A 24,465-nucleotide genomic window follows, 5' to 3' on the forward strand; every position below is an offset into this window, starting at 1 on the left:
AGGTTGCCCAGCAGGCCCCCCCACCCGAGCGACAGCCAGACGACCATGGCCTTGCCCTTGATGTGGCCGTACGGCACGTAGGCGACCTCGGCGCCGCCCGGGCCGCCCAGGTTGTAGCGGCTGTCCGCGCTGTTGTCCCGGTTGTCGCCCATCACGAAGACGCTGTCCGCGGGCACCGTGTAGGGGCCCTCGTGCTCGCGGCCCGGCAGGCGCATGGGGTGCTGGAGCGACGAGTGCACCACGCCGCCCAGGTCCTCGCGGTAGAGCACCTCTTCCTGGTCGAACCAGCGGCCCGTGGTGTCGTCCTGGTTGTGCACCACGAAGTCCGGGGACACCAGCGTGCGCGGCTGCGGCTCGCCGTTGATACGGATGACGCCGTCGACGATCTCCACCGTGTCGCCGGGGATGCCGATGACGCGCTTGATGAAGTCCTTGGACTCGTCCACGGGGTTGTTGAAGACGATGACGTCCCCGCGCTGGGGCGCCCGCACGATGCGGAACGGCACCACGTTCATGAACGGGATGCGCACCCCGTAGATGAACTTGTTGACGAAGACCTGATCGCCAATCTGCAGCGTGGGCAGCATGGAGCCGGACGGGATGCGGTACGGCTCCACCAGCACCGTGCGGATGACCAGGGCGATCAACAGCGCCTTGCCGAAGCCGCCCACGAAGTCCCACACGGACTGCTTGCGGTACGCGCCCAGGTGCTCCTGCGTCAGCGTCTCCAGTGCCTTCGTCTCCGTGCGCAGCTGCTCCACGTTGCCCGCCACGGAGGCGGACTCCACGCGCAGGGCCTGCTCGGTGATGCGGTCCGCCGCGGCCGGGGACACCTTCGTCCCCACGCGCGACAGGATGCGCTCGTCCTCGGCGATGAGCTCGCGCGCCTCGTGGCGCAGCGTGCGCAGCTGCGACTCCTTCTTGGAGGCGTTGCGCCACACCAGCAGGCCCACGAAGGCCAGCACCATCAGCAGGCCGAAGCCCTTCATCACGGGCTGGGCCCAGGACGCGGTGGCGGGCGCCGACTCGATGAGGATGAGGTACGGGATGAACGCCAGGCCCACGCCGCACAGCGGGGCCCAGAGGCTGGTGAACAGCTCGCGCCACATCAGCTGGCGGCGGGCCTTGAGCTGCTCCGGCGTACGGCGCGCGGCCATGGCCGCTCCCAGCTTCGCGGAAGGACTGGCCGTGCTCATAGGGCTTACTGCTCCGTCTTGAGGACCGCGAGGAAGGCTTCCTGCGGAATCTCCACCGTGCCCACCTGCTTCATGCGCTTCTTGCCCTCCTTCTGCTTCTCCAGGAGCTTGCGCTTGCGGCTGATGTCGCCGCCGTAGCACTTGGCAAGGACGTTCTTGCGCATGGCGGAGATCGTCTCACGGGAGATGATCTTCGCGCCGATGGCGGCCTGGATGGCCACCTCGTACATCTGCTTGGGAATCACTTCCTTGAGCTTCTCGCAGACCTCGCGGCCGCGCAGGTACGCGCGCTCGCGGTGCACGATGACGGAGAGCGCGTCCACCGGCTCGCCGTTGATGAGGATGTCCAGCTTCGCGAGGTCCGCTTCGGCGTACGCGGACAGCTCGTAGTCCAGGCTCGCGTAGCCGCGCGACACGCTCTTGAGCCGGTCGAAGAAGTCGAACACGACTTCCGCCATGGGCATCTCGTACGTCACCTGCACGCGCGTGCCGCTGGAGCCCAGGTACTTCATGTCCTTCTGCACGCCACGCCGGTCCTGGCACAGCTTCAGGATGGCGCCCAGGTGCTCGTTGGGCACGTGGATGTGACAGGTGAGGATGGGCTCCTCGAACTTGGTGATGTTCTGCGTGGGCGGCAGCTTCGCCGGGTTGTCCACCAGCATCACCTCGTCCTTGGTGGTGGTGATGCGGTAGACCACCGACGGGGCCGTGGTGATGAGGTTGAGGTTGTACTCGCGCTCCAGGCGCTCCTGGACGATCTCCATGTGGAGCAGGCCCAGGTAGCCGCAGCGGAAGCCGAACCCCAGCGCCGTGGACGACTCCGGCTCGTAGGTGAAGGCGGAGTCGTTGAGCGTCAGCTTCGCCAGCGCGTCGCGCAGGTTTTCGTAGTCGGACGAGTCCACCGGGAAGATGCCGGAGAACACCATCGGCTTGACTTCCTTGAAGCCCGGGAAGGGCTGCTCGGTGGGCCGCGCCTCCTCCGTGACGGTGTCGCCGACCTTCGCGTCCTGCAGCTCCTTCACGTTGGCGACGAGGACACCCACCTCGCCCGCCATGAGCTGCGTCACCGGGCGCGAGAACGGGCTGAACACGCCCAGCTCCTGCACCTCGAAGACCTTGTTGTTGCTGAACATCTTGATCTTCTGCTTCAGCTTCAGCGTGCCTTCCAGCACGCGCACCAGCGTCACCACGCCCCGGTAGTTGTCGTACCAGGAGTCGAAGATGAGGGCCTTGAGCGGCGCGGACGGCGAGCCCGACGGCGGCGGCACGCGCTTCACCACCGACTCCAGGATGTCGTGGATGCCGATGCCCTCCTTCGCGGAGGCCGGCACCGCGATGGACGCGTCGATGCCGATGACGTCTTCAATCTCCCCGCGCGTGCGCTCCACGTCCGCGCTGGGCAGGTCGATCTTGTTGATGACCGGGATGATCTCCAGGTCGTGGTCCAGCGCCATGTAGACGTTGGCGAGCGTCTGCGCCTCCACGCCCTGGGTCGCGTCCACGACGAGCAGCGCGCCCTCGCACGCGGCGAGGCTGCGGCTGACCTCGTAGGCGAAGTCCACGTGCCCCGGTGTGTCGATGAGGTTGAGGACGTAGTTCTGGCCGTCCTTCGCGGTGTACGTCATCCGCACGGACTGGGCCTTGATGGTGATGCCCCGCTCTCGCTCGATGTCCATGTTGTCGAGGAACTGGGCCTGCGCCTCACGCTTGGTCAGCGTGCCTGTCTTCTCCAGGAGGCGGTCGGCCAGCGTCGACTTTCCATGGTCGATGTGGGCGATGATGCAGAAGTTGCGGATGTGCGCGTTTTCAGCCGGCATGTTCAGGGCGCTCGTCGGTCGCGAAGCGGGCGTAGGTAACACCGAACCGCCTGAAAATCCACGACCGGCGCACTCCCGCTCGCCGAGCACTCCACCCGCCTGACGTCCCGCATTCCCCCTGGCCCAGAAGCCAGGGGGACGGGCCGAGAGGGGGACCTAACCCCGGGCGCGGACGGGGCCCGCGGCCTGGTCACGGAAGAACTGCACCGTGCGGCTCAGGCCCTCCGCCAGCTGCACGGTCGGCTCCCAGCCCAGCACCTTCTTCGCGTGGGAAGCGTCGATGCACGAGCGCATCTGCTCGCCCGGCTTGCCCGGCGCGTGCGCGGCCTTCAGCGAGCTGCCGCCCGCCTGCGCGATGAGCTCGTAGAGGCGGTTGATGTCCGTCTCCACGCCGGTGCCGATGTTCGCGGCGCCCACGTAGTCGCTCTGGAAGGCCAGGTAGTTGGCGCGGGCCACGTCCGGTCCGAAGACGAAGTCACGCGTCTGCTTGCCCTCGCCGAAGATGGTGCAGCCCTGCCCCGCGATGGTGCGCTGGCAGAAGATGGCCACCACGCCCGCCTCGCCGTGCGGGTTCTGCCGGGGGCCGTACACGTTGGCGTACCGCAGGGCCACGTACGGCAGGCCGTACTGCGCGCGGTAGTAGCCCAGGTACAGCTCGCCCGCCGCCTTGGAGACGCCGTAGGGCGACACCGGCCGCGTGGGGTGGTCCTCGCGGGCGGGGAAGTAGTCCTGCTCGCCGTAGATGGCGCCGCCGGTGGAGCTGAAGATGACCTTCTTCACGCCGGACTGGCGCGCGGCCTCCAGCAGGTTCGTCATGCCGCGGATGTTCACGTCCGCGTCGAAGCCCGGGTCCTCCACGCTGCGGCGCACGTCCATCTGGGCGGCCAGGTGGCAGAGCACCTGGGGCTTCTCGGTGCGGATGAGCTCCGCGGCTTCCGGGCTCCGGATGTCGTGCACGGCCAGCCGCACGCGCGGATCCAGGTTCTCCTTCTTGCCGCTCGACAGGTTGTCCAGCGCGATGACCTCGTGGCCATTGCGGAGGAACTCATCGCACACGTGCGAGCCAATGAAGCCCGCGCCGCCCGTTACCAGGACTTTCACGCCGTTCTCCCCTGGGCCCGGCCACCAGGGGGGCCGGACCGTCGACTACCTCGCGTTCACTCGCGCGCGGCCAACCTATGCTCCGGTGGGGCGACCGGCAACCTCTCGGAAGTACGCGATGGTGTCCCGCAGACCATCTTCCAGCGCGACCTTGGGCTCCCACCCCAGCAGCGTGCGCGCGCGGGTGATGTCCGGCTGGCGCTGCTTCGGATCATCCTTGGGGAGGGGGTGGTAGACGATCTTCCCACCTCCACCCGCCGCGGCGCGCACGGCCTCCGCGAACTGCTTGATGGTCATCTCGCGTGGGTTGCCGATGTTCACCGGGCCCCGGACGTCCGACAGGATGAGCCGCACCAGGCCGTCCACCAGGTCCTTCACGTAGCAGAACGAGCGCGTCTGGCTGCCGTCGCCGAAGACGCTGAAGTCCTCGCCCCGGAGGATCTGGCCGACGAAGGCCGGCACCACGCGGCCGTCGTTGAGGCGCATGCGAGGGCCGTAGGTGTTGAAGATGCGCACGATGCGAACGTTCACGCCGCGGCTGCGCTCGTAGGCCGCGCTGATGGCCTCCGAGTAGCGCTTGGCCTCGTCGTACACGGAGCGCGGCCCGATGGGATTCACGTTGCCCCAGTAATCCTCCTTCTGGGGGTGCACGAGCGGGTCGCCGTACACTTCCGACGTGGAGGCCATGAGGAACACGGCCTTCTTCTTCTCCGCCAGCTTCAGCGCGTTCTCCGTGCCGATGGAGCCCACGCGCAGCGTTTCGATGGGGAGGTTCGCGTAGTCGATGGGCGACGCGGGCGAGGCCAGGTTGAGGACGAAGTCCACCGGCCCGTCCACCTCCAGCCCCTCCGTGATGTCCTGCTTCACGAACTGGAAGCCCGCGCGCGGCTTGAGCGTGCGCACGTTCGCTTCGTTTCCGGTGATGAGGTTGTCCACCGCGAGGACGGACTCCGCGCCGTCATCCAGCAGCCGCTCACACAGGTGCGAGCCCACGAATCCGGCCCCACCCAGCACCACCGCCCGCTTGCCACGCATGCTCGTCACGTCACGCCTCGTTCGTCAGGAGAGTTCGTCGAAGGTTGCCTGGCCCGGCAGCTGCGCCTTGTACTTCTCCAGCACCAGGTCGATGCCCTGCCGGATGTATTCGGCCACGGGCACCTTCGTCTTCTGGTTCAGCGCCTTGAGCAGTTCGTTCTGCTCCGGAGTGATGTAGATGGTGGTGCTGACTTTCTTTCGGGCCATGGCGATACGTGAAAATATATGGAATGACGTGGCCTGCGAAGCACGGAGTGGAAGCGGCGCGAACATGGCGCCCCACCGGCTTGGGAGGCACCTTGGCTTCTAGCAACCGTTTGATTTTCCTGGGCTTCCTCGCGGCAGGCGCGCTTGTGGGTTGTGCCTCCCAGAAGCCAGCGGAGACCCCTGACGCGGTGCGCAAGCGCCCGGAGGCGGAGTCCATCCGGGGGAAGCAGGAGCCCGGGGAGACGGTCACGGAGCTGGACGCCAACGGCGATGGCCGCACGGACGTCTGGGAGTACCGGGTGAAGGACGTGCTCGTGCGCAAGGAGCTGGACCTGAACTGGGACGGCCGCGTGGACGTCACCCAGTACCTGGATCCGCAGGGCGCGAAGGTCCGCGAGGTGATGGACCTGGACTACGACGGCAAGGTGGACGCCACGTACCACTACGCCGAAGGCAAGCGCACGAAGGGCGAGCGCGACCTGGACGGCGATGGCAAGGCGGACTCGTGGCTCTACTACGAGAACGACACGCTCGTGCGGAAGGAGCGCGACGCGAACCACGACGGCCGGGTGGACTACTGGGAGTACTGGGAGAACGGCCAGGTGGACCGCATTGGCGAGGACCTGGACGGCGACGGCACCGTGGACCAGTGGACCCGCAACCCGAACCCGGCCGCGGCGAAGCCCAAGGAGTGACGCCGGGAGCCCGGGCCAGCGCGCACCGCGTGGGCGCGCTGGCGGGCGGTACGACAGGGGCTACGGGGCGCTGGTGCCCGTGCGCCCGTAGGAGTCCTCCAGGCGCACGACGTCATTCAGCTCGGGGGTGCTGACCTCGAGGATGTCGCAGTCGGTGATGGCGACCATGCGGTGCTTGGTCAGCGGCTTGATGTGGTAGCTCTCACCGGGGTTCATCTCCTTCTCGATGAGGCCCTGGCCCTCGTCGACGACGAAGAGGAGCTTGCCGCTCTGGACGTGGATGGTCTCGTCCTTGACGTTGTGGAACTGGAGGCTCAGCTTGTGGCCGGCCTTCACGTGCAGGAGCTTGCCCACGTAGCGCTCCGTGTGGGCCCAGATGAGCTCGTGACCCCAGGGCTTCTCCACCCGCTTCGTCGTCGTCATGTTGCTTCGTCTCTTCCTTGCCCAGCAGCGCTAGTTCGTGCCGGCCACGTACGCGTCGAGCTGGGTCTCGCGCTTGAAGTCCGTCAGGTACCGGCCCGCGGCTTCCTTGCTGGCGAAGCTGCCCATCCGGACGCGGTACCAGGTGCCCTTTCCGGGCACCTCCGCCGACAGGATATAGGGGGCATAGCCCTTATCACGCAACCGCGCGGCGAAACGGTCGGCGTCCTGGCGGCTCTGGAAGGCGGAGAGCTGGAGCGTGAACGCCCCACCCTTCACCGCTTCAGAGGGACGCGGCGGCTCGGCGGGCAGCGCCTGGGCCCGGGCGATTGCCTCCTTCATGCCTCCGTCGCGCACGGTGGTGCGGGTGGCGACCGGCGTCTCCTCCACCTTTCCCTTCACGGGCTCCGGCTTCACAGGCTCCGGCTTCGCGGCGGCGACCTTCGGGGCCTCCGCGGGCTTCGGCTCCGGCTTCACGGCGGCGGCGGCCTTGGGGGCCTCCGGCTTCGCGGCGGCCTTGGGCAGCGGCGGCAGGGGCTCGGCGCCCGTCTTGCGGGTGAGCTCGTCCGGGAAGGTGAGCGGCGGCTCCTGGCGCGCGTCGTGGAGGACCTGCGCGTTGGCGTCCAGCGCGGAGAGCAGGTCCGGGGCGGCGGCGGTCTGCGCGTCGCCGGAGAGCTTCTTGCCCACCACCACGCCCAGCACGAACACGGCGCCCATCACGACGATGCCAGCGATCAACAGGCTGACGATCTGGCGATTGTCCAACGAGACGTCGAACTTCTCCTTCATCCGGTGGGCGTCACGCATGGCGGGGCAAACCTCGTCGCGCGCTCGGGCTGTGTAACGGCCTGTAGCGACAGCGTGCGCGCAAGCTACGCCCCACCCCCAGGCGGGTCAAATTCACGGAGACCGCGTCGGACCGACGCGCGCGAGGCCCAAAGTCAGGCCCCGGCGGTGCTGCCACCGGCTCTGGTGGACGGCGCACGACGCGCCGGGTGGGATCAGACGATCCACCCGCCGCCGAGCACGCGATCCCGGTCGTAGACCACCGCGGCCTGGCCCGGCGTGACGGCGCGCGCGGGCTCATCCAGCTTCACCGACACGAGCCCGTGCTGCGAGATGTGGATCCGTCCCGGCGCGCCCGCGTGGCGGTGGCGGATGCGGACCTCCACGGTCTGTTCGGGCGGAGGCGGCCCGTCCACCCAGTGCGGCTGGAGCAGCCCGAACTGCGCGCGGCCGGTTCCCTCCGCGGGGCCCACGACGACGCGGTTCGTCTCCGGCTCCAGGCGCTGCACGTAGCGGACTTCGCCGCCGCCTAGGTTGAGCCCCTTGCGCTGCCCCACGGTGAAGCGGTGGATGCCGTTGTGCGTGCCCAGCACCTTGCCGTCCGGGTCCACGACCTCGCCGGAGGGCTGCGGCCCGGCGACCTTCTCCACGAACCCGGCGTAGTCGCCGTCGGGCACGAAGCAGATCTCCATGCTCTCCGGCTTGTGGGTGGTGGGCAGGTGGTGGCGCTCGGCGACGGCGCGCACCTCCGGCTTGGTGAGGTGCCCCACGGGGAAGAGGACGTCCTTCAGCTCCTCCTGGCCCAGCGTGAAGAGGAAGTAGCTCTGGTCCTTGGCGGCGTCCACGGCGCGGCGCAGGTGGAAGCGGCCGTCCACCTCCTCCACCTGGGCGTAGTGGCCGGTGGCGAGCCGGGCGCCCAGGGCGCGCGCGCGCTTGAGGAGGAAGTTGAACTTCACGTCTCGGTTGCAGCTCACGCACGGGATGGGCGTCTTGCCGCCCAGGTACGACTGGACGAACGGGTTGACGACCCGGTCCTGGAAGATCTCCTCGGCGTTGGCCACGTAGAACGGGATGCCCAGCGTCTGGGCCACCGCACGGGCGTCGTCGATGTCGTCCGGACTGCAGCAGCTGCCACACTTCGCGTTGCCCTCGTAGGACCAGACGCGCAGGGTGATGCCGATGACCTCGTGGCCCTGCTCCTTGAGCAGGGCGGCGGCGGCCGAGGAATCCACCCCACCGCTCATGGCAACGACGACTCGCATGGGGCTCCTTCCTACACGCCCCCGGGCCGGGACGCACGGCCCGAGGTGCTCCAGGCCCCCTCCCCTGCCCTCCGGCCGGAGAGGTGGCCCCGTTTCAAGAACTCCGTGATGCCCAGGCCGTGAGCCGGGAGCGGAGCTCATCGGCGGTGTTCAGCGTCGGATCATCCAGCACCGTCTCCACGAGGTACCGGGTCGCCTCGCCCACCTTCGGCGAGGGGCCGATGCCCAGCGTCTTCATGATGTCGCCCCCGGTGAGCGCCAGCTCCTTCGCGGACAGGGGGGGCTTCGCGGCGGCCAGCGCCTCCAGCCGCGCGGCCAGCGCCTCCAGCGCCGGAAGCTGCTCCGGGGCGCGGACCTGGACGCGGGCCCTGGCCACGGCGAGGAGCGCGGGCAGCTGAGGCAGCCCCACGCGGGCGAGCAGCCGGCGCAGCGCGGGGTCCGTGTCGTTCACGCGCGTCTCCAGCTTCGCGTGCTCGACGAGCAGGCCGATGAGGTCAGCGGACTTGTTGGGGAACTTCAGGCGCAGGCACAGGTCCTTGGCCTGCGTCGCGGTGTCGATGTCCGCGAGCAGCGTGGCCATGCGCAGGTCCGCGTCCGGCGGCGCGGCCTGCACGGCGGCGCGCGCGAGCCGGGCGGACTCCGCGTCCGCGCGGGCCACCTCCGGAAGGAAGACCTCCATCAGCCCCGTGTCGGCCAGCAGGTGCAGCCCCGTCTCCGCGCGGGGGGACTGGAGCAGCTTGAGCAGCTCCTCGCGCACGCGCTCCAGCGCGACCTTGCGGAACACGGCCAGCGTCGCGGGAATGGCGTCGCGGGTGGCGGGGTCCAGGGTGAAGCCCAGCACGGCGGCGAAGCGCACGGCGCGCAGCGGGCGCAGGCCGTCCTCGGAGAAGCGCTCCAGCGCGGAGCCCACGCAGCGGATGAGCTTCGCGGGCAGGTCCACCTGACCGCCGAACGGATCCACCAGCTCGCGGTCGAGCGGGTTGTACGCCATGGCGTTGATGGTGAAGTCGCGCCGGGACAGGTCCTTCACGATGTCGCGCTCGAAGGACACGGAGCTGGGGCGCCGTCCGTCCAGGTAGTCCCCTTCCGAACGGAACGTCGTCACCTCCACGTGGTTGCCGCCGGTGACGACCGTCACGGTGCCGTGCTGGATGCCGGTGGGGATGACCTTGCGGAAGGCGCGCTGGACCTCTTCCGGCAGCGCGCTCGTCGCGACGTCGAAGTCCTTGGGGTGGACCTTGCGGACCATGTCCCGCACGCAGCCGCCCACCAGGTAGGTGGGGTGGCCCAGCTCGCGCAGGCGGGTGATGACTTCGAGCACGGGCTTCGGGATTTCGGCGTCGTGGAGGTTGGCGATCATGACCGCGGAAGGGGTGGGAGGAGGCGGGCGCGTACGTTGCCGTCTTCCGGCGGGCCTGACCACTGCGGAGGCCCCCTGAAGGCCGGCATACGACAAATGACGTATACGTGCGCGAATGAAAGTCTTCAGGAAACTCCTGCCCACACGCCCCGACAATCATTTCAAACGCATCACCTACCGCGAGCGGGGCCACCGGCCGCCGCCCCAGCGAGGCAAACCATGTTCAAGGTCACCAGCAACCACACGTTCCGGAACCCCTCCCGCCAGCAGATCGACACGACGACGCAGGGCAAGACGAGCGACTACAGCCACTCGGTCAGCGGCGTGAACCAGATCCTCGACAAGGGGAACATCGGCATCTCCGACCGCTCCAGGAACAGCGTCATCGACAACGTCAAGAAGGTGGAGACGGGCCAGCGCAGCGAGGTCAACGCGCACCAGCGCGAGGCGCTGAACTTCGGCCGCGATGCCTTCGTGAGCTTCAGCAAGGGCGATTTCAAGCAGGGCGCGGTGGAGGCCTTCGGCTCGGGGCTCAACGGCGCGGCCTCGGTGTTCAAGTCCACGTTCACGCAGACGCCGCACGAGAAGCAGGGCATCGGCCCCTGGTGAGCCCTGCCTGCTGACGGGGCTGGGGAGCGTTCCCGGAGCGCTCCCCTTCCCCGCCATCCCGCGAGGCATGTGACGGGCGCGTCTGTTAACGATGGACGCGCCATGTCCGAATCCCGAACCACCGCGGTGCACGTGCACGACGCCTGTGACGTCTACGTGGGCCGCGCCTTCCGCGCCTGGGCGAAGCCGGGCCCGCTCAACCCCGTGCCAGGCCGCTTCGGCAACCCGTTCAAGCCCGGGGGCGTGAAGACCTGGAAGGCGATGATCCGCACGTACTTCGAGCCCTGGCTGGCGAAGCTGCCCGCCGACGAAGCCGCGCGGATCCGCGACGAGGCCCAGCGGCGCATGGCGCCCGGCCCGGACGCGTTCGAGTCCTTCCGCTGGTACCTGGAGCTGCGCACGAAGCATGACGCGGACTTCCTGCGCGACGTGCGGACCTTGCGCGGCAAGCGGCTGGGCTGCTGGTGCAAGCCCGGCCCGTGCCACGCGGACGTACTGGCCGCGTGGCTGGACGCAAGTCCGCGTCAGTGACGCGCGTTCTCCCGCTCGCGGACCTGCGCGGGCTGGGGCGTGAGCGTCGCGTCCACCTGCCGCCGCGTGCCCAGCGCCTCCGACAGCGTCAGGCACGCCTGGGCAATGGCGTTGCGCGCGGCGAGTGAGTCCGCCAGCGGATCCAGCATCACGAAGTCGTGGATCATCCCGTCGTACTGGAGGGCCAGCGTCGGGACTCCCGCGTCCACGAGCCTGCGCGCGTAGGCCTGGCCCTCGTCGCGGAGCACGTCGCACTCGCCGTTGAGGATCAGCGCGGGAGGCAGGCCTCGCAACTGCTCGTCGGTCGCGCGCAACGGGCTGACCAGGGGGTCGGTGCGGGCGGAGGAGTCCGGGGCGTAGTTGTCCCAGAACCACTGCATCTCGCTCCGGGTGAGGAAGTAGCCGTCCGCGTAGCGCTCGTAGGAGGCCGTGTCGAAGCGGGCATCCGTGACGGGATAGAACAGCACCTGCTGCAGGATGCGCGGGCCGCCGCGCTCCTTCGCCACCAGCGTGAGCGCCGCCGCCAGGGTCCCGCCCGCGCTGTCAGAGGCCACGGCGATCCGCTGGCCATCCAGGTCCGCTTCGCCGCCGTTCTTCGCGATCCACTGGAGCGCGGCATAGGCCTGCTCGATCTGCGTCGGGTACTGCCCCTCGGGCGCGGGCGTGTAGTTGACGAACACGATGGCGCACCGGCTCCCCACGGCCAGTTCGCGGATCAACCGATCGTGCGTGTCCTTGTCGCCCAGCACCCAGCCACCGCCGTGGAGGTAGAGCACCGCGGGGAGTTTTTCCGACGCGTCCACGGGCCGCACGATGCGGACGGAGACCTGGCCGTCGGGGCCCACCGGCAGGACGCGGTCCTCGATGCGGGCGGGCTTCTTCGCGCTCTTTCCCGACTGCACGCTCCGGAGCACGGCGCGCGCATCCGCGGGAGGCAGGGTTTCGAGCGCGGGTCCGCCCGCTGTCTTCAACTGCTCCAGGAACGCACGGGCATGGGGATCCAGGCCGGAATCGGAGGGCTTCTTCGCATCGGTGGACATGGCGTCTCTCCTCTTCGGCCGAGGATGGCCATGCACGCCCGGAGTGGGAGACGCAGGCACACGGTGGGCTTGTCCGATGCGCCGCATCTGCTATTTACAACTAGGCAGATATTTCAAGTTTTCCACGGAGAGTACCATGAGTGAGTCCCCTGTCCTTCGCACTGCCTGGGCGCTGTTGCTGGCCGTCCCCCTGGTGACCGCTTGCAACCCGGAACCTGAGACCGATGCCCCGGCCCAGACCTCCGCGTCCCTGGCTTCGGTGATCACCAACACGTCCTTCGAGACGAACACAAGCGGATGGTCCAGCTGGCAGGGAACGCTGACGCGGGAGGCGCGCACCGGAGCGCCTGACGGGCAATACGTCGCGCGCGTCACGGTCAGTGGTTCGGCGACGCTCTACTCGCTGGACGGCGCACAGAGCGGAATCGCGAACGCGCCGCAGGGGCAGACCTATACGGCGACGGCGTATGTCGCCGCGGGAAACACCGGCACGGTGGGCAAGCCTGTCAGCCTCATCCTCCGGGAGAAGAACGCCTCTGGAACGACGTACAAGCTCTTCACGGCGGACGCGACACTGACTACCGGCTTCCAGCGGCTCTCCGTAACAGGGACCGTGGAGCGCGTCGGTGACACGGTGGATGTCTACGTCCTCCAGAACCAGGCGACGTCGGGCAATGCCATCCTCGTGGACGCCATCACGCTGGAGCCTACGAACGGCGGCACGAACCCGTCCGGCGAGCCGATGCCCGTGGGAGACCTCACAGGCTGGCGGCAGGTGTTCACCGACGACTTCACGACCAACGTTCCCGTGGGCCAGTTCCCCGCGGCGGTGTCGTCGAAGTGGAGCGTGTACCTGGACGGCTGGAAGGACACGAGCAAGAACGGGACGTACTCGCCCTCGAAGGTCGTCAGCATCCAGAACGGCGTGTTGAACAAATACCTGCACACGGAGAACGGTGTGCACATGGTGGCCGCGGTGCTGCCGAAGATCCCCGGAGCGAACGCGTCCGGCGGGCTGCCCGCGGGACGCTACGCGGTGCGCTTCCGGGCCGACGCGGTGCCCGGCTACAAGACAGCGTGGCTGCTCTGGCCGGACAGCGAGGTGTGGCCGCGCGACGGGGAGATCGACTTCCCGGAGGGCGACCTGGACGGCACCATCTCAGGGTTCATGCACCGGCAGAACGGGACGTCGGGTGGGGATCAGGACGCGGTCTCCACGAGCGCGCGCTACACGTCGTGGCACACGGCCGTCATCGAATGGAGCCCGGGACGGTGCCGGTTCATCCTCGATGGCGCGGTCATCCTGGACAAGACCAGCCGCGTGCCGAGCACGCCCATGCACTGGGTCCTCCAGACGGAGACGGACCTGAGCGGCACGCCGCCGAGCAACAGCGCCGCGGGCAACGTGCAGATCGACTGGGTCGCCGTCTGGGTGCCGAAGTAGCACGCGCATGAGGCCGCCGGGCATCCCTCCCTCGGGGGATGTCCAGGCGCTTCGCACGGTGGGATGGAGTCGTGCGGGCCTGATCCACGGGCCCCTTCTTCTCCACCCAGCGGAGCTCCCATGGCGGTTCGCTACGATCCCAGCATCATCACGAAGCACGCGCAGGCGCTGTACGACCGCGCATCCCTGATCATCTTCGCGTGGGGCGTCATCGGCTTCATCGCGGGCGCGGTGATGGCGAAGGCCATGCAGGCGGAAGGCCTCTTCGTCGTGATTGGCGGTCTCGTGGTGGCGCTGATTGGCGTCATGTTCGGCCGGGGCCGGGCCTTCGCGCTCCAGCTCCAGGCGCAGGTGGCGCTGTGTCAGGTCGCCACGGAAGCCAACACGCGCAAGACCGCGGAAGCCGCGGCCGCCGGGGTGCCTCCCACCACCGCCGTGCAGATGAACAGCGCGGCCAGCTGAAAACCGAGGGCACCGGAGCTGCTAGGAAGGGCCGCATGGGACTCGATGCGAGCTATCAAGCCCTTCCCGGCGGCTCCCCTCTTCTGGAGTTGGCCCGGCGGAACACTGGCGTGGGCGGATGGCTGATCTCCGTCACGCGGCTGCTCCGGGATCCCCGTGAAGAGAGCCTGGCGCCGGGCGGTCCTGACCCCGACGAACTCGATCTCCTGGAGGCCGTGCGGGACCTCCTGCGGACCCGCCCCGACCTGGCGACGCAACAGGTCGACCTGGCCCGCAGATGGGATCATCTGCACTTCGTCCTGTCCGCCCGACGCAGGGACGCGCCGGAGACGGAGGACGACTCCCTGGCCGGCATCGCGATCCGGGGGGAGGAAGACATCGCCCCGCATGTGGTGGCGCCCCAGGGCGTGCCCCTGCGCTACACGCGGCCGGAGACGGTGGAGCGGATCGCCCGGATGCTGGAGACATTCCCGTTCGACGCGCACCGCGAGTACTTCACCTTCGAACGTCTGCGACAGGCGAGCGTCTACAAGTGTCCGCGTGAGGAGGACATCGACGAAGCCTGGCAGTGGCTCCGCGAGCGCTTCGACCTCTTCCGCGCCCTCCACGTCACGGCCGCAAAGCACGGAGACGGTGTCCTGGTCCGCGTCGACTGACCCCCAGTGAAACCAGCTCAGACCCGGCGTTTCCTGCGCCCTGAGACAAACCCGGGTGTCTTGAGACACCCGATTTGTGTTCATGTTTCATGAAACGAATCCAGGCGCCGCATGCCATGGTCATGGCCCCATTTCCTGGGAGCCCCACATGCGCACCTCTTACTGGATGTCCTTGGCCGTCCTTCCCCTGCTGTTCTGTCTCGGTTGCAGTCCCGAGAGCGAATTACCCGAGGAGGACCTCGTGTCCTCCCAGTCGTCCGCGGTCGTGGTGTCCGGCGGCTCGATGCTGTCCGCGCGCTATCAGCACACGGCCACGCTGCTCGCCAACGGCAAGGTGCTGGTGGCGGGCGGCGGGACGCCTTCGGGCACGTACGCCACCACGGAGCTGTATGACCCGGCGACAGCCACTTCGGTCAGCGGTCCGTCGATGCTCACCGCGCGCCGCGGTCACACCGCCACGCGGTTGCAGGATGGCACCGTGCTGGTCGTCGGCGGCGTCAACTCGAGCGTGATCGCGTCCGCCGAGCGCTACGACCCCGCCACGAACACCTGGAGCGCCGCCGCGCCGCTGCCGCGCATCAGCTACGGCCACAGCGCCACGCTGCTGGCGGACGGCCGCGTGCTGGTGGTGGGCGGCGTGGGCTACGTCACCACGACCTACGTCTACACGCCGTCCACGAACACCTGGGCGGCCACGGGCTCGCTCAATGCCGGGATGATGGGGCAGGCCGCGGTGCTGCTGGCGGACGGTCGCGTGCTCGTGGCGGGCGGTGGGAATAGCACCACGTCCTCCAGCAACCACGCGGAGATCTGGAGCCCGTCCACGGGGGCGTGGACCACCGTCACGTCGATGAACGCGGGGCGCAATGGCCACACGCTGCAGCTGCTCGCCAGCGGCAAGGCGTTGGTCACGGGCTACGTCGTGGCGGCGGAGCTGTATGACCCGGCCGCCAACACCTGGACGAACACCGGCGCCACCGCCGTCCAGCACTTCACCGCGCCGTCGGTGACGCGGCCGGATGGCACCATCCTGATGGCCGGGGGCTCCTACAACACGATGCAGGTGGAGCTGTTCTCCCCCACGACCAACACCTGGAGCACGGTGGGAACGCTCACCCAGTCCCGCGTCGAACATCCCACCGTGGCGCTGACGGACGGCAGCGTCCTGTTCCTCGGAGGAACGACCTACAACGCCCAGGGCAACATGCAGGCGCTGGCCAGCATCGAGGTCTTCGGCGCGTCCGCCACCTGCGTCCCGACGACGTGCGCGGCGCAGGGCAAGACCTGCGGGACGATCTCCGACGGCTGTGGCGGCCTCCTCACCTGCGGCACCTGTGGCGCCGGGCAGACCTGCTCCGCCAGCAACGTCTGTGTCGCCGCGGCCTGCTCCCACAACGTCTGTACGTCGGGCACGTCGCTGACCAAGGACTGCAACTCCTGCACGTTCTCGGTGTGCAACCGCGACCCGTACTGCTGCACCACGTCCTGGGACAGCATCTGCGTCAGTGAAGCCAACTCCTGGTGTGTCATCGCGCAGCCGGGCTGCGTCGTGAGCCAGTAGCCGTCACGTCCGGGTCGGCCTCCGCCGCATGGAGGCCACCCGGGAACCGGCTACGCTGCGCCGCGAATGAAATACACGTTCGTCTTCACCACCGCGGCCGTGCTCCTCGCCTTCCTGGCCCAGCGAATTCAAGGCGCTGGCTGGCTGCTGCTGTGGCCCTCCGTGAGCTTCGCCGTCGTGGCGGTCGCCTATGCCGGAGTGGGTGCGCGGGCCTTCGGGAAGCAAGCGGATGGACGGATGCGTCCGGGGGCGGTGCTCGCGCTCCTGCCCTTCCTGCTGCTCACGTGGGGCACCTGGCACCTGGCACGGCGCGTCTCCCGGGAGCGTGTCCTGGATGAAGTGACGCCAGGTGTCCTGGTGGGACGCCGGCTGCTGCCCGGCGAGCTGCCCGCGGGCGTCAGCGCGGTGCTCGACCTGACCTCCGAGTTCATCGAACCGGAAGGCATCCGAAGCGCCTGCCGCTACGTGTCGCTCCCCATCCTGGATGCCTCGACGTTGCCCGTGGAGCGGGTGGTCCCGGTCCTTCGGGAGCTGGCCGCCCTGCCCGGGCCGCTATACGTCCACTGCGCGCAGGGACATGGGCGTACGGGGATGATCGCCGCCGCGCTCCTCGTGGCTCGCGGCGATGCACCGGACGCGAAGACGGCACTCGCTCGGGTGCGGCAGGCGCGGCCCGCGGTGCGGCTCTCCGTCCAGCAGGAGCGCGCGCTCGACGCGTTGGCCGCGGCACTGGTCTGAACCGCGAGACCCGGACACGACACCGGGCCTCGCGGGTGCTCAAGACCGCTCAGCTCTCAGCGGACGGGGCCTGCTCCACTTCCGGCTGGGCGGCGTCGCAGACCGGCGCGGTGTCCTCGGACCGCTGGGTCTGCGCCGAGGAGACGGAGGCGGTCTCCTGCGAAGGCTGCGCCGGCGCGAAGCAATACCCGCCCTCGCCACAGGTGGTCCGGAAGGTCCCCTCGTAACAAATCTGGTCGCAGTAGCTCGTGCAGACATCCCAGCACTGCGGCGGATAGGCAAAGGCGACGGTGGGGGCGACGCCGAGGGCAGCGGTGACGGCCAGCAGGGACTTCTTCAGCGCGTTCATCGACACTCCATTGCGAGGGGGATGTGTCTGCCCGAGGGCAGGCACGTCTGGCAGGAGACGCCACCCCGTGGCGCAATGACAGACTTCAGCGCTGCAATCGTTGCTGACTGAACGCTTTCACCGACCCAAGACCTATCCGACATGTAAGCCTATAGTGGTTAACCGCGATATCCGGCACTCGATATGGGAATCAGACTGTTCGCCCACCCTTGAGTCGGAGTTGCCATGCGCCTCAGCCAGCTGCTGGCCGTTGCCGCCGCTTTTGCCCTTTCTCCCGCGGTCAGCTTTGCCCTGCCCATCCAGTGCACCGAAGTCTGTGAGGAGCTCAATTACTGCGATGAGCCCTGTTTCGTGGTCATGCGCCTCTCTTCGTGTGGCGATACCGGGTATGCCTGCATCCCTCCGAGCAGCGCTTCCGCGTCGAGCAACGATGAGCTGGCGGCGACCTGCGCGGACTGCGCCACGGAGCGGACCGCCTGCCTCCAACGCGTGAAGCGTGGAGACATCGAGGAGGTCCAGGCGTGCATGGACGCCTACGCCGAATGCAGCCAGTTGTACTGCGTGAGCCCCCAGTAACGCGGCGCGGAGGACGCAGGGCCCCGCAGTGCAGGCGTGGCCCTGGCCGCCGTGCATCTTCAAGCTGGGCTTAAGAGCCCATTGCGTCCACACATCTGGTCCGCAGTGGGGCCAGGCCGTATCTCTCTTCGTGCGGCAGAACGCACAGGAGAGAACACGATGCAGAAGCGCAAACTTGGAAACAGCAACCTGGAGGTCTCGGCCCTGGGGCTTGGCTGCATGGGAATGAGCCATGGCTTCGGTCCGCCGGCGGACAAGCGGGAGATGGTTTCGCTCATCCGGACGGCCGTCGACCGGGGGGTCACCTTCTTCGACACCGCCGAGGTCTACGGCCCCTTCACGAACGAGGAACTCGTCGGTGAAGCCCTGTCTCCTGTTCGAGGGCAGGTGGTCATCGCCACGAAGTTCGGATTCGGCTTCGATTCCGACGGGAAGCAGTCCGGGCTGAACAGCCGGCCCGAGCACATCAAGCAGGTCGCCGAGGCCTCGCTCAAGCGGCTCAAGACCGACACGATCGACCTGTTCTACCAGCACCGCGTGGACCCGGAGGTGCCCATCGAGGACGTCGCCGGAGCAGTCAAGGAGCTGATCCAGCAAGGCAAGGTCCGGCACTTCGGCCTCTCCGAAGCGGGAGTGAAGACAATCCGCCGCGCGCACGCGGTCCAGCCAGTCACCGCCCTCCAGAGCGAATATTCCCTGTGGTGGCGTGAACCCGAGCAGGAGATCCTCCCGACCCTCGAGGAACTCGGCATCGGCTTTGTTCCGTTCAGCCCCCTGGGCAAGGGCTTCCTGACCGGCAAGCTGAGCGACGCGACTCAGTTCGAGAAGGGCGACATCCGCAATGTCCTGCCGCGCTTCACCCCGGAGGCACGGCAGGCGAACCAGGCCTTCGTCGACCTGATTGGCAGGGTCGCGGCCCAGAAGCAGGTGACCCCAGCCCAGCTCGCGCTTGCCTGGGTCCTGGCGCAGAAGCCGTGGATCGTTCCCATCCCGGGCACCACGAAGCTCCACCGTCTGGACGAAAACCTCGGTGCACTCCAGGTGACGCTGACGCCGGATGAGCTCCGCGAGCTCACGGACGCCGCCTCGAAGCTCAGGGCACAGGGAGAGCGCTACCCCGAGGCGATGCAGAAGATGATCAACCGCTGAGACCCACAGGCGGCCGTCAAACAGCCTTCATCGCCAGCTCGCGCGCCGCTTCGACGAAGAGTCGCAGCGGCGCGGAGCGCTGCGCGCGGCTGGGGTAGTAGAGGAAGAAGCCCGGGACGATGGGTGCGTAGGCCTCCAGCACCCGCACGAGCCGCCCGGTGCGCAGCGGCTCCGCCGCCGCCGGCTCGAAGGCATACGCCAGCCCTACGCCCGCCTCTGCCAGGGTCGCCGGCAGATGCAGGTCGTTGCTGATGACGCCTCCGCGCACCGGCACGCGCCAGTTCCTGCGGCCCCGCTCCAACTCCCATGGGTAGAGCGCCCCGGTCGTCTGCGAGCGGAAGGTGATGCACTCGTGCCGCAGGAGGTCCTCGGGACGCTGCGGCGTGCCGTGGCGGGCGAGATAGGCCGGCGAGCCCACCACCACGAAGCGGAACGCGTCGGTGAGCCGCACCTGGACCATGTCGCGCTCGATGGCCTCGCTCAGCCGCACGCCCGCGTCGTAGCCCTCGGCCACGATGTCCACGAAGCGGTCCTCGACGACGACCTCCAGCTCCACCCGCGGGTGACGCGCGCGAAAGGTGGGAACCACCGGGGCGATGACGTAGGGCACCGCCGCCGTCAGCACCGTCAGCCGGACCCGGCCCACGGACTCTCCCGGCTGCGCGGAGACCTCTCGAAGCGCGGTGAGCGCCTGCCCCACCGCCGGGCCTGCCTCCTCCACGAGCCGCCTGCCAGTGTCCGTCAGCGCCACGCTGCGCGTGGTACGGGTGAGCAGCACCACCCGCAGCTGCTCCTCCAGCTGCCGCACCGACTGGCTCACCGCGGCCGTGGAGACACCCAGCTCGCGCGCCGCGCCGCTGAAGCTGCGCAGCCGGGCCACGGCGAGGAACACCTGCAGCTGCGTGAAGGGCGCCGTATTCATTCGCGAGGACCGTATCCGAGCCCACTGTTAAGCATGGGTTAAGAGCCTATTGGCTCACGCGCGCGTAGTCATCGGCGGGTCCGGCGCGTATCTCTCTTCTCGTGAACGGGGCGCATCGGCCCCAAGTCCCCCGGAGAAAAGACACATGCCCACCGTCAACGCCTACGCGGCCCGCTCCGCCACGTCGCCCCTCGGCCCCATCACCCTCCAGCGCCGGGAGCTGGGCCCTCGCGACGTCCTCATCGAGATCAAGTTCTGCGGCATCTGCCACTCGGACATCCACACCGTCCGCGGCGAGTGGGGCGAGACGACCTACCCGCTCGCTCCCGGCCATGAGATCGCCGGCATCGTCACCCAGGTCGGCGCCAAGGTGACGAAGCATGCCGTCGGTGACCGCGTCGGCGTCGGCTGCATGGTCGACTCGTGCGGCGATTGCGCGCCCTGCCGCAAGGGCGAGGAGCAGCACTGCCTCAAGGGGATGGTCGGAACGTACGGCGCCATCGGGCGGGATGGTGAGCTCACGCAGGGCGGCTACTCCACCCACATCGTCGTGACCGAGGACTTCGTCCTCAGGATTCCCGAAGGCATCGCGCTCGACGCCGCCGCGCCGCTGCTGTGCGCCGGCATCACGACGTACTCGCCGCTGCGCCGCTGGGGCGCGGGCCCCGGCAAGAAGGTGGCCATCGTGGGCCTGGGCGGCCTGGGACACATGGGCGTGAAGTTCGCTCGCGCGATGGGCGCGGAGGTGACCGTCCTGTCGCAGTCACTGAGCAAGAAGGAGGACGGCCTGCGCCTGGGCGCGCACCACTACCACGCCACCAAGGACCCGGAGACGTTCCAGAAGCTCGCGGGCTCGTTCGACCTCATCGTGAACACGGTGAGCGCGAAGATCGACCTGAATGCCTACCTGTCCCTGCTGGCCCTGGACGGGGCGATGGTCAACGTGGGCGCACCCGCGGAGCCGCTCTCCGTCAACGTGTTCACGCTCTTCATGCCCCGCCGCGTGTTCACCGGGTCGTTGATCGGTGGCATCCCGCAGACGCAGGAGATGCTGGACTTCTGCGCGAAGCATCACATCGGCGCGGACATCGAGGTCATCCCCGCCAGCAAGATCAACGACGCCTACGAGCGCGTGCTCGCCTCCGACGTCCGCTACCGCTTCGTCATCGACGCCGCGACCCTGAAGTAACCCCCTGGAGAGGCCATGCGAATCGCAGCCACCGCCATCTCGTTGTCCCTGGTCACCTCGGCGTTCGCCCAGACGCACGACGGAGGAAGCGCCGCCTCACGCGAGAGCGCGCAGGGCCTGAGCATCACGCGCGGCGGCTCGCAGCCCTCCAGCAAGGGGCCCGCTGAGAACTTCACGGGCTCCGTCCGCGTGGATCCGTTGTTCCAGGCGAACGCTCCGGCTCGTACCACCGGCGCCTCCGTCACGTTCGAGCCCGGAGCCCGCTCCGCCTGGCACAGCCATCCCCTGGGCCAGACGCTGATCGTGACGGCGGGCTCCGGCCGCATCCAGCGCTGGGGCGGCCCCGTCCAGGAGCTCCGGCAGGGCGACGTCGTCTGGACGCCTCCCGGCCAGAAGCACTGGCATGGGGCTTCGCCGACCACCGCGATGACTCACCTCGCCATCCAGGAACAGCTGGACGGCAAGGTCGTCGAGTGGATGGAGAAGGTCAGCGACGCCCAGTACGGCGTCCAGCCCGCTCAGCCCGTCACGACACCGTCGAAGACGCCGTAGCCGCCGGGGATGAAGAAGTCCTTCCCCGGCTCCAGCCCGAAGGCGCGCATCACCGTCGCCGCGACGTCCTGGGAGCGCGGAGCCCGCGACACGCGGCTTCCGTCCTCCTCCACCAGCGTCACCGGCGTCCCCATGGGCGAGCCGTTCATCGTCTCGTCGTAGCCGCCGAACATCTGGTTGCCCTGGATGCCGCCGCCCACCAGCAGGGCGCACGTCGCCGGGTGGTGGTCGCTGCCCTGCTTGGGGAAGGTCCGCCCGAAGTCGCTGTAGACATACACGAGCGTCTCATCCAGCAGCGACCGGGCCGGGTCGGATTTGCTCGGGGTGAGGCTCATCTCGATGCACATCTGGCCCACCATCTCCAGCGCGATGCGCAGGTGGTTGGCGTGCATCTGGGCGCCGTTCGCGCTGTGCGTGTCGAAGGAGTTGTTGTTGAAGCTCGTGGCCCGCAGGTTCACGGACGTCACCAGGTCCGACTTCAGCAGCCGCAACGCGAAGTCATACGAGCCCATCGACGGGCCCGTGCCGCAGGCGTCCGCGTAGCCAATGCAGGCCGTCCAGTCCACCGGGTAGCGCGGGTCGTTCTTGAGCTTCTCCCACGAGAGCGTGTTGGCCAGCACCGACAGGATGTCGCGGCGGATGGTCCGGCTCGCGCCCTTGTAGGTGTCGTAGAGCTGCTCGAGCATCGCGTCCGTGCCGCTGGTGGAGACGCCCCGCTCCGCGCGCAGCGCCTTCATGATCGCCGCGTCCACGGCCGTCGCGGGCACCGTCCCCGGAAGCGCCGAGCCGTCAAAGGCCACGTCCGGCACGTCGTTGCGGGCGCGCAGTCCGTTCCAGGCGCTGCCGCGCTTGTCGGACAGCGTCGGCTCCACCGACGACGCGGAGCGCAGCACCGTCGGATTCGCCAGCGCGGACAGCCCGAACGCGCTCGGGAGCTCACCGCCCAGGCTGACGTTGGGGATGGGCCGGTCCGGGAAGCGCTGGGCCATGGCGTTGGCGATGACGGCCTGCACGGCCGGAGCCCGGAAGCTCGCGCCCGCCACGCCGCACATGCTGGCGACGATGCCGCTCGTGTGCGCGGCCGTGTTCTGGTCCGCCCCCACGAGCAGCGCGGCCTTCTCGTAGAGCCTGTACGTGGGGTCCGCCCACGCGTAGCCCCAGGGCCGGTAGAGCTGCTGGTTGTTCGCCGCGGGGTTCGTGCCCCGCGCGTCCGCGGGGTTCGCCCAGTTCCAGTAGATGGGCCCGCGCAGCTTGCGCACGGGCCCCGGCGCATCCAGGTCCACCGGCGAGCGGTCGTAGTTCTCCACCTGCGCGGGCAGATAGCCGAACGGGATGACGCCGCCCTGAGCCACCGGGATGAACTTCGTGATGCCGGCGCGGGACAGCGGGGAGAAGAAGCTCTCCCAGTGCAGGCCTCCATCCAGCCAGATGCCCAGGAGCTTCGTGGGCCGTCCCGGCGCTGGCGCGGCCGAGGCCGTGGACAGCCCGAAGCGCGCCATGAGTCCCAGTTGCGTGGCCCCGAGGGCCAGCTCGAACAGCTTGCGACGCGAGAGCTTCATGGGGTGCCCCTTCAGTAGAAGATCCAGTGCGGGTGACGGATGAAGTACGAGCACACGCCCACGTATGCGGGCTCGGTGTCCGTCGGTGTCGAGAGCGGCACGAAGACGTCCGTGTAGAGCGCGTCCACCTGTGCGTCGGTGAAGCGCTCGCCCAGGAAGTGCAGCGACCAGCGGCGCAGCGTGGCCTTCACGTCCGCGGGGTCGGCGGTGCGCTGGGAGCCCGCGGGGAAGAGCGCGGTGTTGCCCGTCTTGGCCAGGGCCAGCCGGCACCAGCGCTGCGACACCTGCGTCAGCGTGAGCGCGAACGTGGGGGACGTGCTCCGGTCCTGCGCGGTCTGGTTCATCACCGAGCCGCCGCCCAGCCCGTAGAAGCGCTCGGCGGTGGGGAGCTGCCGGGGCGCCGGCACCGCGTCCGGCGGTTGCATCGGGTAGAGGTCGTCGTTCCGGGGCTCCGCCATCGGGATGCCGAACTCCGTCGCGGAGATGAAGAAGTCGTCATGCGTGAGGCCCAGCTGCTGGTACAGCGCCCGCTGCACCTGGGTCGCGCTCATGCGGGTGATGCGCGTCGCGTCCGGGTCCGGGCGTGCGTCGCGCTGCTGGGTGGTGAGGCCCTGGATCCACGCGCGGACGTCCGCGATGGGCAGCGTCGCCGTGCCCTCGGAGACGAGCTGGGCGTAGGACTTCTCGCCAATGGGCATCTGCTTGAACGCGGCGATGCCCCGGCCTTCCAGCAGGCGGACCAGCTCGCTGTCGTCGGGGCTGCCCGCCTTCACCAGCCGGGCGTCGGAGACCAGCAGGCCCTGGAACGCGTCCACCGACGCGAAGTACCCGCGCGCGCCTTGCGAGTGACAGCCCTCACAATGCGGCTTGAGGCCCTGCATGATGCGCACGGTCTCGGAGCTGGCCGGGGTGCCGCAAGCCTTCTGGGACTGCGTGGAGGGAGCGGACGCGGTGCCGTCCCGGCCGCACGCGAGCGCCACGGGAAGCGTGAGCAGGAGGAGTGCGAAGCGGTTCATGTCAGCGCCCCCGCTGGAAGAGGTTGGACTGCGTGAGGGATTTGATGAACGGGCGGACCTTGCGGCCTCCCGCGACGAAGCGCTCCACCTGCGCGTCCAGGTAGCCCGCCTCCCGCGCCGGATCGATGTCGCGCCCCAGCACCTGCGCATGGAGGTGCCGCACCACGCAGCGGTCGAAGGCCCCCGCCGCGACGATGATCTTGGCGAAGCCGAGCGGCCCCACCGTCCCGTCC

Annotated in this window: 26 protein-coding genes and 1 pseudogene; 12 read left to right on the plus strand and 15 right to left on the minus strand. The window is 68.8% G+C overall.

Going from position 1 to position 24,465, the window contains the following annotated elements; genetic code table 11:
* The 5 genes from lepB to D7W79_RS15885 all read right to left on the minus strand — a co-directional run.
* Positions 1–1,157, minus strand: a 1,157-nt coding sequence (gene lepB / locus D7W79_RS15865) for a signal peptidase I (RefSeq protein WP_244221796.1), incomplete at its 3' end; no start/stop codon positions are given.
* Positions 1,158–1,201: 44 nt separating this feature from the next.
* The gene (gene lepA, locus D7W79_RS15870; protein WP_120526220.1) at positions 1,202–3,013 is read right to left on the minus strand and encodes a translation elongation factor 4; all 1,812 of its coding nucleotides are present in this window, start codon (positions 3,011–3,013) and stop codon (positions 1,202–1,204) included.
* 156 nt (positions 3,014–3,169) lie between these two features.
* The gene (locus D7W79_RS15875; protein WP_120526221.1) at positions 3,170–4,114 is read right to left on the minus strand and encodes an NAD-dependent epimerase/dehydratase family protein; all 945 of its coding nucleotides are present in this window, start codon (positions 4,112–4,114) and stop codon (positions 3,170–3,172) included.
* A 75-nt stretch (positions 4,115–4,189) separates the two neighbouring features.
* The gene (locus D7W79_RS15880) at positions 4,190–5,149 is read right to left on the minus strand and encodes a UDP-glucuronic acid decarboxylase family protein (RefSeq protein WP_120526240.1); all 960 of its coding nucleotides are present in this window, start codon (positions 5,147–5,149) and stop codon (positions 4,190–4,192) included.
* A 24-nt stretch (positions 5,150–5,173) separates the two neighbouring features.
* The gene (locus D7W79_RS15885; RefSeq protein ID WP_014397342.1) at positions 5,174–5,356 is read right to left on the minus strand and encodes a ribbon-helix-helix domain-containing protein; all 183 of its coding nucleotides are present in this window, start codon (positions 5,354–5,356) and stop codon (positions 5,174–5,176) included.
* Between the two features lie 92 nt (positions 5,357–5,448).
* On the opposite strand from D7W79_RS15885, the gene D7W79_RS15890 reads away from it, so the two are divergent.
* Positions 5,449–6,051, plus strand: coding sequence for a hypothetical protein (locus tag D7W79_RS15890; protein ID WP_120526241.1), 603 nt, complete (start codon positions 5,449–5,451; stop codon positions 6,049–6,051).
* A gap of 60 nt (positions 6,052–6,111) precedes the next feature.
* On the opposite strand, the gene D7W79_RS15895 is transcribed toward D7W79_RS15890, so the two are convergent.
* The 4 genes from D7W79_RS15895 to D7W79_RS15910 all read right to left on the minus strand — a co-directional run bounded on the left by D7W79_RS15895 (position 6,112) and on the right by D7W79_RS15910 (position 9,879).
* A complete protein-coding gene (locus tag D7W79_RS15895) occupies positions 6,112–6,474 on the minus strand; it encodes a cupin domain-containing protein (protein WP_014397344.1) in 363 nt (120 codons plus the stop codon).
* A 30-nt stretch (positions 6,475–6,504) separates the two neighbouring features.
* Entirely contained in the window at positions 6,505–7,278 is a 774-nt protein-coding gene (locus D7W79_RS15900; RefSeq protein WP_120526222.1) for an SPOR domain-containing protein, read from the minus strand.
* A 194-nt stretch (positions 7,279–7,472) separates the two neighbouring features.
* Positions 7,473–8,519, minus strand: a complete 1,047-nt coding sequence (gene mnmA, locus D7W79_RS15905; RefSeq protein WP_120526223.1) for a tRNA 2-thiouridine(34) synthase MnmA — start codon at positions 8,517–8,519, stop codon at positions 7,473–7,475.
* A 94-nt stretch (positions 8,520–8,613) separates the two neighbouring features.
* Positions 8,614–9,879, minus strand: a complete 1,266-nt coding sequence (locus D7W79_RS15910) for a CCA tRNA nucleotidyltransferase (RefSeq protein ID WP_120526224.1) — start codon at positions 9,877–9,879, stop codon at positions 8,614–8,616.
* A 219-nt stretch (positions 9,880–10,098) separates the two neighbouring features.
* Between D7W79_RS15910 and D7W79_RS15915 the strand changes: the two genes are divergently transcribed.
* Both D7W79_RS15915 and D7W79_RS15920 read left to right on the plus strand, forming a co-directional pair.
* Entirely contained in the window at positions 10,099–10,488 is a 390-nt protein-coding gene (locus D7W79_RS15915; protein WP_120526225.1) for a hypothetical protein, read from the plus strand.
* Between the two features lie 102 nt (positions 10,489–10,590).
* A complete protein-coding gene (locus D7W79_RS15920; protein ID WP_120526226.1) occupies positions 10,591–11,019 on the plus strand; it encodes a DUF4326 domain-containing protein in 429 nt (142 codons plus the stop codon).
* Here the strand turns inward: D7W79_RS15920 and D7W79_RS15925 are convergent.
* Positions 11,013–12,059 (minus strand): alpha/beta hydrolase, encoded by a 1,047-nt coding sequence (locus D7W79_RS15925; RefSeq protein ID WP_120526227.1) that lies wholly within the window; start codon positions 12,057–12,059, stop codon positions 11,013–11,015. The genes D7W79_RS15920 and D7W79_RS15925 overlap by 7 nt on opposite strands.
* A 136-nt stretch (positions 12,060–12,195) precedes the next feature.
* On the opposite strand from D7W79_RS15925, the gene D7W79_RS44510 reads away from it, so the two are divergent.
* The 5 genes from D7W79_RS44510 to D7W79_RS15950 all read left to right on the plus strand — a co-directional run bounded on the left by D7W79_RS44510 (position 12,196) and on the right by D7W79_RS15950 (position 16,920).
* Positions 12,196–13,503 carry a carbohydrate binding domain-containing protein gene (locus D7W79_RS44510; protein ID WP_208729744.1) on the plus strand — a complete coding sequence of 436 codons (1,308 nt, stop codon included), beginning with the start codon at positions 12,196–12,198 and terminating at the stop codon, positions 13,501–13,503.
* A gap of 120 nt (positions 13,504–13,623) precedes the next feature.
* On the plus strand, positions 13,624–13,965 hold the full coding sequence (locus D7W79_RS15935) for a hypothetical protein (RefSeq protein ID WP_120526229.1): 342 nt from the start codon (positions 13,624–13,626) through the stop codon (positions 13,963–13,965).
* Positions 13,966–14,075: 110 nt separating this feature from the next.
* The gene (locus D7W79_RS15940; protein WP_147441936.1) at positions 14,076–14,621 is read left to right on the plus strand and encodes a DUF1877 family protein; all 546 of its coding nucleotides are present in this window, start codon (positions 14,076–14,078) and stop codon (positions 14,619–14,621) included.
* Positions 14,622–14,862: 241 nt separating this feature from the next.
* A complete protein-coding gene (locus D7W79_RS15945) occupies positions 14,863–16,182 on the plus strand; it encodes a Kelch repeat-containing protein (protein ID WP_158616976.1) in 1,320 nt (439 codons plus the stop codon).
* Positions 16,183–16,248: 66 nt separating this feature from the next.
* Positions 16,249–16,920 carry a phosphatase domain-containing protein gene (locus D7W79_RS15950; RefSeq protein ID WP_120526232.1) on the plus strand — a complete coding sequence of 224 codons (672 nt, stop codon included), beginning with the start codon at positions 16,249–16,251 and terminating at the stop codon, positions 16,918–16,920.
* Between the two features lie 49 nt (positions 16,921–16,969).
* Here D7W79_RS15950 and D7W79_RS15955 read toward each other — a convergent pair whose 3' ends face one another.
* On the minus strand, positions 16,970–17,269 hold the full coding sequence (locus D7W79_RS15955; RefSeq protein WP_120526233.1) for a hypothetical protein: 300 nt from the start codon (positions 17,267–17,269) through the stop codon (positions 16,970–16,972).
* Positions 17,270–17,494: 225 nt separating this feature from the next.
* Between D7W79_RS15955 and D7W79_RS44515 the strand changes: the two genes are divergently transcribed.
* Both D7W79_RS44515 and D7W79_RS15965 read left to right on the plus strand, forming a co-directional pair.
* Positions 17,495–17,845, plus strand: coding sequence for a hypothetical protein (locus D7W79_RS44515; protein ID WP_208729745.1), 351 nt, complete (start codon positions 17,495–17,497; stop codon positions 17,843–17,845).
* A gap of 159 nt (positions 17,846–18,004) precedes the next feature.
* Entirely contained in the window at positions 18,005–18,994 is a 990-nt protein-coding gene (locus D7W79_RS15965) for an aldo/keto reductase (RefSeq protein WP_120526234.1), read from the plus strand.
* 16 nt (positions 18,995–19,010) lie between these two features.
* On the opposite strand, the gene D7W79_RS15970 is transcribed toward D7W79_RS15965, so the two are convergent.
* Positions 19,011–19,916, minus strand: a complete 906-nt coding sequence (locus tag D7W79_RS15970; protein WP_120526235.1) for a LysR family transcriptional regulator — start codon at positions 19,914–19,916, stop codon at positions 19,011–19,013.
* 145 nt (positions 19,917–20,061) lie between these two features.
* On the opposite strand from D7W79_RS15970, the gene D7W79_RS15975 reads away from it, so the two are divergent.
* Entirely contained in the window at positions 20,062–21,105 is a 1,044-nt protein-coding gene (locus tag D7W79_RS15975) for an NAD(P)-dependent alcohol dehydrogenase (protein WP_120526236.1), read from the plus strand.
* Positions 21,106–21,120: 15 nt separating this feature from the next.
* Positions 21,121–21,657 carry a (R)-mandelonitrile lyase gene (locus D7W79_RS15980; protein ID WP_120526237.1) on the plus strand — a complete coding sequence of 179 codons (537 nt, stop codon included), beginning with the start codon at positions 21,121–21,123 and terminating at the stop codon, positions 21,655–21,657.
* On the opposite strand, the gene D7W79_RS15985 is transcribed toward D7W79_RS15980, so the two are convergent.
* The 3 genes and pseudogenes from D7W79_RS15985 to D7W79_RS15995 all read right to left on the minus strand — a co-directional run.
* Positions 21,624–23,216 (minus strand): DUF1501 domain-containing protein, encoded by a 1,593-nt coding sequence (locus D7W79_RS15985; RefSeq protein WP_120526238.1) that lies wholly within the window; start codon positions 23,214–23,216, stop codon positions 21,624–21,626. The two genes, D7W79_RS15980 and D7W79_RS15985, sit on opposite strands and share 34 nt — an antisense overlap.
* Before the next feature lie 11 nt (positions 23,217–23,227).
* A complete protein-coding gene (locus D7W79_RS15990) occupies positions 23,228–24,232 on the minus strand; it encodes a hypothetical protein (RefSeq protein ID WP_120526239.1) in 1,005 nt (334 codons plus the stop codon).
* A gap of 1 nt (position 24,233) precedes the next feature.
* A pseudogene (locus D7W79_RS15995) lies at positions 24,234–24,465 on the minus strand (hypothetical protein); the annotation flags it as partial.

Source organism: Corallococcus exercitus, assembly GCF_003611585.1.
Lineage (GTDB): Bacteria > Myxococcota > Myxococcia > Myxococcales > Myxococcaceae > Corallococcus > Corallococcus exercitus.